The organism is Streptomyces sp. DSM 41931, assembly GCF_050271085.1.
GTDB lineage: Bacteria > Actinomycetota > Actinomycetes > Streptomycetales > Streptomycetaceae > Streptomyces > Streptomyces albogriseolus.
Window position 1 is genome coordinate 7,042,161 of record NZ_CP189902.1, and the last position, 6,563, is coordinate 7,048,723.

At 71.4% G+C, this 6,563-nt stretch carries 6 protein-coding genes and 2 pseudogenes; 3 read left to right on the top strand and 5 right to left on the bottom strand.

The annotated features are described in order from the left end of the window. Window positions 1-69: 69 nt before the first annotated feature. Window positions 70-731 (top strand): annotated as a pseudogene (locus ACP7TJ_RS32095) (alpha/beta fold hydrolase). A 611-nt stretch (window positions 732-1,342) separates the two neighbouring features. Here ACP7TJ_RS32095 and ACP7TJ_RS32100 read toward each other — a convergent pair. From ACP7TJ_RS32100 to ACP7TJ_RS32120, 5 genes and pseudogenes are all read right to left on the bottom strand, one after another. Beyond that, on the bottom strand, window positions 1,343-1,759 hold the full coding sequence (locus ACP7TJ_RS32100) for a lasso peptide biosynthesis B2 protein (RefSeq protein ID WP_427761561.1): 417 nt from the start codon (window positions 1,757-1,759) through the stop codon (window positions 1,343-1,345). Window positions 1,760-1,875: 116 nt separating this feature from the next. Next, on the bottom strand, window positions 1,876-2,133 hold the full coding sequence (locus ACP7TJ_RS32105; RefSeq protein WP_246532203.1) for a lasso peptide biosynthesis PqqD family chaperone: 258 nt from the start codon (window positions 2,131-2,133) through the stop codon (window positions 1,876-1,878). Beyond that, on the bottom strand, window positions 2,130-4,001 hold the full coding sequence (locus ACP7TJ_RS32110; RefSeq protein ID WP_427761559.1) for an asparagine synthase-related protein: 1,872 nt from the start codon (window positions 3,999-4,001) through the stop codon (window positions 2,130-2,132). The genes ACP7TJ_RS32105 and ACP7TJ_RS32110 overlap by 4 nt, the downstream gene beginning before the upstream one ends. 135 nt (window positions 4,002-4,136) lie before the next feature. After that, entirely contained in the window at window positions 4,137-4,244 is a 108-nt protein-coding gene (locus tag ACP7TJ_RS32115) for a keywimysin-related RiPP (protein ID WP_167745171.1), read from the bottom strand. 927 nt (window positions 4,245-5,171) lie between these two features. Beyond that, window positions 5,172-5,554: pseudogene (locus ACP7TJ_RS32120) on the bottom strand (transposase family protein); the annotation flags it as partial. Between the two features lie 98 nt (window positions 5,555-5,652). Here ACP7TJ_RS32120 and ACP7TJ_RS32125 point away from each other — a divergent pair. Together ACP7TJ_RS32125 and ACP7TJ_RS32130 are read left to right on the top strand one after the other, a co-directional pair. After that, window positions 5,653-6,060, top strand: a complete 408-nt coding sequence (locus ACP7TJ_RS32125) for a hypothetical protein (RefSeq protein WP_427761557.1) — start codon at window positions 5,653-5,655, stop codon at window positions 6,058-6,060. 320 nt (window positions 6,061-6,380) lie between these two features. Further along, a partial coding sequence (locus ACP7TJ_RS32130) for an alkaline phosphatase family protein (protein ID WP_427767229.1) occupies window positions 6,381-6,563 on the top strand: 183 nt, incomplete at its 3' end.

Here is a 6,563-nt window from a genome sequence, read left to right on the forward strand (position 1 = left end):
CGAGCCGTTGTCGTGGAGACATCGCATTCCGCCCGCTACCCGGGCGGGCGGGACTGCGAGGAGCGGACCATGCCGTTGGTCACCACCGGGCGAGGGAGTCGAGATCTTCTGCAAGGGCTGGGGTTCGGGCCGGCCGGTCATGTTCCGCCACGGCTGGCCGCTGAGTTCGGACGGCTGGGATGCCCAGTTGCTGTTCCTCGTGCGGCGGGGCTACCGCGTCGTCGCCCACGACCGCCGCGGGGGACGGGCGCTGCGCCCAGGCCGGCCACGGGCACGACATGGACGATTACGCGGCGAAAGGCCGCCACAGTGGCCCGGTGGTCCCGTGGTCGCGTGGTCGCGCGGGTGGTGGAGAGGTCGCCCGGTACATCACCGGGCGCGGTGCCGGCCGGGTTGCCGGGGCCGTCCTCCTCGCAGCGGTCCCGCCGCGTGGCTACCGACCGCTTCCGGTTCAACCGTCCGTGCGCGGACGTCTCCCGGAGCGTCATCCGGAACGGGTGGTGCCAGGGGGTGGCCGGCAGCGCGCCGGCGCATCACGAGGGGATCAGAGCGTTCGCGGAGACGGACTTCACCGACGACCTCTAAGCGTCCTGATCGCCAACTTCGCCCGGTCAGCGCTCACGTTGGCCGGGCAGGGGGACGTGAAGGTCTGCCCGGGCCTGTCGCACGGTGTGTGTACCGTCAGTGCCGGCACCGTCAACGCAGACCTCCTCGACTTCATCAGGAGCTGACCCGGCGCCAACGAAGTCGAGGGCGGGCCCGGCGGGTTCGTCATCTGCGAACGCGGGGAGACACACGCCTGCCTCGCCGCCTGCCTCGCCGTGTCCCGGTTGCGGGAACTCGTCCCGCAGCTGCTCGAGCTGGTCGGCGGATCCGTCGGGTACGGCATCCGCCTGCTGTGTCCGTTGTGCCGCGCCCGCTGGAGCAGCACGCCCGCCGACGTAGGCGTCGGTGTCGACGGGAGGTACCGCCGGAGCTGCGTGCACGGTGACACGGCCGGCGCATCGGAGTACGGCTCGCACGTGAAGGCGTCGAGTGCGGCGAATGATTGGACCGCCGCCGCTGGGTCGTCGGGCCCCGCACCGTGCCGTGTCTGTCCGGGGCTACCGGTGCTTGCGTCCTTGTCACGAACGCGATGCCCGTACCTGCCCGGCCTTTCTCGGCCCTGGCGGCCGCTCTGTGCTGCTGCCGGCGGCTCTTCCGCCTCACCATGCAGGACACGGTCCTGCCCCGCCCCCGCCGCACCAACGGTGAGCAGGATGTGCTGCGTGGTCAGCGGCGAGCCGGTACCAAATCACGGGACGCATGGGGATCACCGCAGGCAATGCGGACGCGCTGTGGCTCAGTCCACCGTGATGAACCGCTGGAAGTAGTCGGCGGGTGCGCCTTCGCCGACCAGGACGCCGTCCGCCTCCACCCAGGCGTGCGCGGCGAACGGCGGCTGGGTGCGGACGCCGACACACCAGGTCGGCCACTGACCGTGCAGCCGGCACAGCAGTACGGTGGCCAGGGAACGTGGCAGGCAGCCCTGCTGGCCGCCGGCGGCCAGGCTGACGGCGAGGACGGTCTCCCGTGCCCGGGCGGCCTCGGCGAGGGTCGCGGGCCGGGCTCTGGGGCGCAGCCGCAGCAGGACCGTGCGGATGCGGGCGGGGGGCTGCCGGGCGAGGAGGTGGGCGCAGCCGACGGCCAGCCGGGTCACCAGCCGCGGACCGAGGGGCACCGACCGGGGGTCGTGGGGGACGACTTGTGAGGTGGACACTGTGGCGATGCCTCCGTGACGAGGACGGAACGGGACGGGACGCGACGGAACGGGACGGGACGGGACTGAACGTGCGGGGCGGGGCCTGGAGCGGTGAAGGACTGCGGTGGTCCGGGTCAGGCGGCCAGGAGCCTTGCGGCGCGCAGCTCCTCGAGGATGCGGGTGATGTCCTCCTCGACCTGCTCGGCGGGCACGTCGTACCGGTCGGTGAGCGTCGTCACCGCCTGCTGCCTGCTCGTGCCGTCCAGCAGGGTCCGTACGATGAGCGCGGCGGTGGGGTTGAGGGTGAAGTACTCGCCGCTGTTCTGGTCGAGCAGCGCCATGCCGTACTCGGTGTCGGCCGTCACCACTCCGGGGCGCAGGGTCATCGTCATGCTGTGATACCTCCTGTGTCGGTGTGCGCCGGCCGCAGCGGGCCGCGGCGTCGTTCGCGTGCGCGCAGCCACACCTCGCAGCCGACGGTCGGGTGCAGCAGCGCGCTCTCCAGGTCGGCGGCGAGCGGCCGGAGGCACCAGTCGCGCAGGGCCGCCTCGTCGACGAGGCCCAGCTCGCGCAGGCGGGAGTCCTCCCAGAGGGCGAGCAGGGCAAAGCGGTGGCGGCGCAGTCCGGTCTCCTCCTCCAGGGCGGCGTGCGCCTTGGTGGTCCGGTGCCGGACGGAGTCGGGGACGACGCCCCGCATGGCCTCCTCGATCAGCGGCTTGTACCGCCATGGCGTCACCCGCTCCTGCGGGCGGACGGCGAGGGCGGCTTCGACGAGCAGGTCGTCGTAGTAGGGCGCGGCGAAGGTCACGCCGAGCGGCTCGGACATCTGCTGGACGTGCCGGGCGAAGCGGGCCAGGGTGCGCAGGGTGGCCAGCTCCCGGTGTCCGCCGTGGCCCGGGGCGAGCGGCTCGGTGTCCTTGGCCTGCATCTGGATGAGCGCGCGCACGGCCTCGACGGCGGGCCTGGTGGCCCACGGGGGCAGTCGCGGCGGGGTGCCCCAGGTGAACAGCGGGGTCGACATGGGGGGTTGGGGGAGGGTGAGGTCGTGCGCGGCCCGGGCCAGCCAGGAGCCGTACGGGCGGCGGTCCAGGAGCTGGGCGATGGCTGTGCGGCGGGACCAGCGGTGCCGGGAGGTGAAGCCGCGGGCGAGCCGCCAGGCCGTACGGGGATGGCGCGCAAGCAGTCCGTGCACGTGTGCCGAGGCACCGCTGAACAGTTCGTCGCCGCCCATTCCGCTCAGGTGCACAGGGGAGCCGCGCTCCGCGGCCCGCTCGATGATGTACATCCGCCGATGGCGGTTGACCGCGTACAGCGACGGGGTGTCGAGGTCGTCGTCGAGCGTGTCGACGCGGTCGAAGGTCAGGGGTACGGCGGTCGCGGGCACCACATGGTGTTCCACCGCGTCCAGCGCCTCCACCGTGCGGCGCGCATGGGCGACGTCGTCGCCGAGGACGTCGTGGACGGCGGCGGTGTAGGCGACGGTCTTCGCGCCCGTGCGGGCGGCGGTGGCGACCACCGCGGTGGAGTCGACGCCGCCCAGGTCGGCGCTGACGAGTTCGCGGCCCGTGATCCGTGCGGCGACCGCGTCGGCGAGGCGCTCCCGGAGCAGCCGGGCGCCTTCGGCGAGCGGCAGTTCGGCCGGGGGCGGGCTCCAGCAGCGGCTCGTGCGGAGCCGGCCGTCGCGGTCGAGCAGGACGCGCCGGTCACCGGGGACGACGTCGACGCCGCGCCAGACCGTCTGGGTGGTCAGCGGGTGCAGGATTCCGGGACTGAGCAGGTGCACGGCCAGGCGCGCCTCGTCCAGGTCCGCGCCCGCCATGTCGGCCAGGACGTCGGCACGGTCACAGACGAGGTGGGCGCCGTGGGTGCCGGGCACCTGGGCGGCGAAGACGCTGCGGATGCCGGTGACGGTGCCGCGGACCAGCGTCCTGCCGTCGAGACTGGCGATCAGGTGGTGGCTGCCGGCCCATCTGCTCGCGTACGCGTCGGCGGCCTCGAGCGATCCGGCGCAGGCCGCGTGTTCCGCTTCCTCCTCGGTCACCGCGTGCTGTCCGAGCACGGCCAGCCGGGCGGGCCCGCACGCCACCGCCGTCAGGGCGTGGTCGGGCCAGCGGCCGATCAGCCAGGGCCGTCCCGACGGATGCGCAATCTCCCGGGTCGCGCACGGCCGGGCCCGCGCGGCGAGGGACGCGACGGCATCGGTGTCCGGGAAGACCAGGAACCAGCAGGCCTGGGCGGTGGACGACGGGCCGGTCACCATGGGCGGGTCCTTCCGGTCGGGGACGGTCGGCGGTGTGCGGTCAGGCAGGTGGGCGGCACCGGCGGCGCCGCCCACGCGCTCGACCAACCCAGCCAATTACGTGCACATGCCAATCAGCGGGTCGGCGGGAGAAGGTCAGAGCAGGCTGTGGCCGCCCAGCAGGTCGGGGCTGCCCGTCCCGGCCAGGCCCGTGACCTTCTGGAAGCCGCCGACCTTGGTGAGAGTGGGACGCTCGTAAGCCATCGTCATATCCCTTCGTCGATGAACGTGCTCTCGATGAGCGCGGGTTGTCCCGCCTGATACCTGAGCCGGCGCGCCACACCATCGAGGGCGACGCCGGCGCAGTGCACCAAGCTAGACGTGCCGTTTCCCCCGTCACAACGGGGTTCACAAGCCATCAGAGGCCCACCTCCGCCCCGGTACTTTCGTCGCATCCGCCTCACCGTTCACATGATGCGAGCAGCCGGTCATACTCCGCTCAAGACGGGGTACTGGCATTGCTCTCACTCAACGGGCGGGAAGGCTTTCAGGTCACAGGGCGCCGGCCGTACGGCCGGCACGATGCGCCAGGACACCGCTCTGACGTCGGAAGACACAGCAGCCACAATTCCGATCGATGACACCCGCCGGCCAAACGCCGCCCCGCTGGCCGGGACGCCGTCCTTGCGGCTTCCGGCCGCGACGCCGCCAGGCGCTGCCATGAGGCACGATGCGCGGCACGCGCCCCGGGCGCGCCTCATGGCCGACCAGACTTCCCCGCTGATCGACGGCCAAAGCCCGCACGCGACAGCGTCGCGATCACCCGGGCCGAACTCCGCGCGTGCGGACTGCCGTGCCTTTCCAGTAGTCCTGCAGCGGTGCTCACTCGGCCGTTGAGACCAGAAGGCACGGCAATTGCGCTACTTCACCAGGGTGACCCGCTTGCTCGAACTCAGAGCAGGTCCCTTGTCCGTGAAGCAGTACTCGGAATGATCCTCACGTTGGAGGACGGCCCCCATGCTCTGCTTTCTCCGTGAGGAACTCCGCAGCCCTGCGCTCGGCTTCTTCCGGGCCGAGCATGTCAGTTGGTCCTCATCACGTAGTAGTCGCGGTACTTCCTGTGCGCTGGAATGGCCTTTGCCCGAATGGAAGTCGAGGAAGACCACCTTTCCATCGACGTTCGCGACATTTTCAGCGTTGCCTCTTCAGGGTGAGGACGGCGGCGGCGATGACGGACCTGCGGTTGGGGCTGCAGCGGGCCCGGCGGAAGATCCGCCAGGACTTCAGCCTCGCGACGCTTCGTCCGACCGGGGTTCGTCCGACCGGGGTTCGTGCGGCTGACAGTGGTTGATCGTTTGCTGGGTGGGGTTGAGGTCTTGGTACGGGAGGCGTCTGATCGGCGTGGTCACTCAGGAGCCGGCGCCGATGTAGGCGCGGTCGGCGAGGACCGGAACGCCTTGGCGTTCGCAGGTCCGGATGATGCGACGGGCGCGGGCCGCGGTCAGGTCGTGGGTGCGGCCGGGCAGAGCTGGCGCAATCCACAGCAGCTTGCCGGTGGGATCGGCGACGACCTGTGTCGGCGTGCTCGCCTATGTGCAGAGCCGCGTACGGATGACGTGCAGAGCAAGGGGACCCGTGAGGCGCGAGTGTCGTTGTTCGAGATGATCAGGCGGTGTCTCTTCGCTACTTCAATCAGACCGGCTGGACCGCGATCTTCAGCGGCACCGACACCGAAATCGGCCGCATGGTGCGTGTAGAGGGCTGGGACCAGGCGACCGGGACGGCTCTGGTCGTCGATCCCAAGCGCGGCGCACTGCGTCCGGTGACGGACTACGAGGACTTCTCCCATCTGGAGCGAGCCGACCAGGTCGTGGCCGCGGTGCCTGGTGGAGGGTGGCAGGTGCACTGGAAGGACGAGGGTCCAGGGGGAACGCCGCTGACGGAACAGGTGCTGGCCTGGCTCATCACGTCGCAGGGGCGGGCGACGGCCATCACGGTCGATGCCCAGGGGCATGTTGAGGATGCCGATGGCGCCGACGCCTTCATCCCGCCAGGCAAGGACCCGGGCCCGGCGGGATGATCGCGGCCGGGGCGCCGTGATGGACCCCGAGCGGGCCGCGGTGCCGTTCTTCTGCCCGTCGCGCAGCGTCTTTGCCAACAGTGTCGCGACGCCGGAGGCGGCCAACCGGCCCGCGGTGGTCGGCACGAATGCGCCGTCCGCGTCTCCGTCACGACCCGGCCCCTCACGGGGAGCGCGCTGCCGCATCCTGCGTACCGGCGACTTTCACACCCCCGTCATGCGCCCCTTCCCTGGCGTTCGGTGCCCCTGAAACACTCCTTCCGCGCAGACTCCGTCACGCTCCGGCCGCCCCGCACCTCGAGACGAGAGGTCCGTCCCACATGCCCGAAGCCAACCGGCGCCGTTTCCTCCAACTCGCGGGCGCCACCACGGCCTTCAGCGCCCTGTCCGCCAGCATCCAGCGCGCCGCCGCCCTGCCGGCCAACCACCGCACCGGGTCGATCGAGGACGTCGAGCACATCGTCGTCCTCATGCAGGAGAACCGCTCCTTCGACCACTACTTC

Bases quoted from the DNA above. Each gene is read 5' to 3' on its own strand.
- ACP7TJ_RS32105 (WP_246532203.1), bottom strand. From the start codon at position 2,133: ATGACGATGACCCTGCGCCCCGGAGTGGTGACGGCCGACACCGAGTAC.
- ACP7TJ_RS32110 (WP_427761559.1), bottom strand. From the start codon at position 4,001: ATGGTGACCGGCCCGTCGTCCACCGCCCAGGCCTGCTGGTTCCTGGTC.
- ACP7TJ_RS32115 (WP_167745171.1), bottom strand. From the start codon at position 4,244: ATGGCTTACGAGCGTCCCACTCTCACCAAGGTCGGCGGCTTCCAGAAG.